Source organism: Flavobacterium potami, assembly GCF_020026915.1.
GTDB lineage: Bacteria > Bacteroidota > Bacteroidia > Flavobacteriales > Flavobacteriaceae > Flavobacterium > Flavobacterium potami.
This window is the reverse complement of the sequence record NZ_JAINUY010000115.1, coordinates 1-207: the sequence shown is the minus strand read 5'-3', so window position 1 is coordinate 207 and position 207 is coordinate 1. Positions and strand designations below refer to the sequence as shown.

The window sequence follows — 207 nt, the reverse complement described above, 5'->3', positions numbered from 1 at the left end:
GTCCAACGGAATACGTTAGCACCGTAGCCCAGAGCCGTTACTCCTGATGTATTTGATGATGGCGTAGTGATTGTTCCCGTACCGCTTACCAGTGTCCACGTTCCAGTACCAACCGTAGGCGCGTTACCCGCAAGGGTCGCCGTAGCCGTTTCGCACTGGGTCTGGTTTGATCCTGCGTTGGAAACAGTAGGGGTTTGGTTTCTTGTT

1 protein-coding gene is annotated in these 207 nt (G+C 53.6%); it reads right to left on the bottom strand.

The annotated features are described in order from the left end of the window. Window positions 1-207, bottom strand: a 207-nt coding sequence (locus tag K6T82_RS24490; RefSeq protein WP_223711688.1) for a hypothetical protein, incomplete at both ends; no start/stop codon positions are given.